Source organism: Pseudoalteromonas sp. SR45-5, assembly GCF_014163565.1.
GTDB classification, from domain to species: Bacteria; Pseudomonadota; Gammaproteobacteria; order Enterobacterales; family Alteromonadaceae; genus Pseudoalteromonas; species Pseudoalteromonas distincta.
Genome location: NZ_JACJDN010000693.1, coordinates 1 through 1,974, shown reverse-complemented (window position 1 = coordinate 1,974; position 1,974 = coordinate 1). Strand labels below are relative to the sequence as shown.

The 1,974-nt window shown below is 38.6% G+C and carries 2 protein-coding genes; one reads left to right on the top strand and one right to left on the bottom strand.

The features are described from left to right. Positions 1–77 precede the first annotated feature (77 nt). Entirely contained in the window at positions 78–530 is a 453-nt protein-coding gene (locus H5072_RS18095) for a hypothetical protein (RefSeq protein WP_182694343.1), read from the bottom strand. On the opposite strand from H5072_RS18095, the gene H5072_RS18090 reads away from it, so the two are divergent. Then, entirely contained in the window at positions 515–1,705 is a 1,191-nt protein-coding gene (locus tag H5072_RS18090; RefSeq protein WP_182694342.1) for a PQQ-dependent sugar dehydrogenase, read from the top strand. The two genes, H5072_RS18095 and H5072_RS18090, sit on opposite strands and share 16 nt — an antisense overlap. The last annotated feature ends 269 nt before the right edge of the window (positions 1,706–1,974 follow it).

The following is a 1,974-nucleotide window of genomic DNA, read 5'->3' as shown; positions in this document are numbered from 1 at the left end:
GCCGCTGTTTACAATAAACAGCGGCCTTTATTTATTAATCGCTAAATAACGTATAAGCCGTATTTATATTCACACATCTAACACGCTTTTTGGGTTTTAGTTGCCTTAACTAATTGCGAAAACGCCAAACCACCTACCGCGCCTGCAAGCAGTTGAGCATAAAAACCCCAGCCTCTTGCGCCCGCTATAATATGAATATTCATAATTGATTCAATAGCAATTAACACAATAGCAAATGCCACAATGCCAGCAATAACAAATAGCTGAGTACTGTATTTTTGAACCTTTTTATTAAGCTTTGCGGTAACAAAAAAAGCGATGGCAAGTGCTACGGCAATAATAGCGCCGTAGGTAGGTAATAGGCCTAACCAATCATCAAGCGTTAAACTAACCCGATCACTAAAGCCCACCACTACACCTACATTAACTAATTGATTGACAACGTATTGGCTATGAAACAAGCTAGCAAGTGTGAATGTAAGTAACCAAGAAACTAAAAATGAAGGCAATATACGTGTTAAAAACGACATGGTTATCTCAACTTAAAATAAAGCTTTTCTCTTATACTAGTCATGCTAGCAAAGGCTTGCCCGGTAAACAATGTATCTCTATTTTTACTCTGCTTTCGCTTTTTTCGTTTTCTGTTAATGCACAAGCCGCATTACCAAAGGAGCAATACAGTACACAAACACTGGCTACGCAATTACAGTCTCCGTGGAGCATGGTTGAACTACCAAACGGCACATGGTTAATTACAGAGCGTGATGGTCACGTAGTTATAGTAAAAAACAATCTGCAATCAAGAGTAAAATTAAATCTGAACGGTTTATACGTTGCAGGCCAAGGTGGCTTACTCGACATTGTATTATCACCAGATTATAACGACTCAAAAGAAATTATTTTTACCTATGCCCAAGGTGATGCAAGCGCAAACAGGCTTGTTGTTGCCAAAGCCACGTTTAATGGCAATAGCTTTTCAAAGCCTGACGTTATTTATAAAGTAGCAACTGATAAAAATACACCACAACATTACGCTGGTCGCACGCTCGTATTACCCGATAGCACATTATTAATTTCAACGGGTGATGGCTTTGACTTTAGAGAGCAAGCACAGGTTATAACAAGCCAACTTGGTAAAATATTACGTATAAACCTAGATGGCACCATCCCAAAAGATAATCCATTTATTAATGACAAAAAGCCAAATGCACATGCTGTTTACTCACTTGGTCACCGTAACCCTCAAGGCTTAGTTTATGATTACGATACGCAGCAAATTGTTAGCAACGAACACGGCCCTGCAGGCGGTGACGAGCTAAACTACTTAACCGCTGGCACTAATTACGGATGGCCGGTAATCACCTACGGTAAAGATTACTCGCAAGCGCGTATTTCACCATTTACCGAATATAAAGGCATGCAAAAACCAAGTGTTAATTGGACGCCATCAATAGCGCCATCAGGCATGGCGTATTACGGCTCTAAACATGCAGCTTTTCCTTCATTGCAACAACATGTGCTTATCACTACTCTTGTTGATAAAAAGCTCTACAGCGTTAATATGGTAAGTGGTCAATTTACGCAGTCTCACGTATTTCCAGAAGCCGCAGGCAGGTTAAGAGATGTGTTTATAACTGATAAGGGTAACGTCGCGGTATTAACAGACGGTAAAGAGGCAAAGCTAATGTTGATGACATCAAATTAATTCACAAAGGAGATAAGAGCCGCTGCGATTTTAAAGTAAGTAGCGGCTTTAGTGCATCTAAGTTCTTATGTATGAAGTCTATATTAACCTTTCATCTATAAAAAATAATTCTCATAAATTTTAACGATTTTTAATAACTTTAATTTATCTACTAAGATTAACACTTTAAATTAGGTACATGCCTGTTGTCTGTATAGTAGTGCGAATGCGCACCTCTTAAGTCCATCATTATCTGCTCCTTTTATTATTAAGAAGCAGTTCGTAATTAA

What these genes read in the sequence shown, in the direction of transcription:
- H5072_RS18095 (WP_182694343.1), bottom strand. Translation starts at nt 530, where the DNA reads ATGTCGTTTTTAACACGTATATTGCCTTCATTTTTAGTTTCTTGGTTA.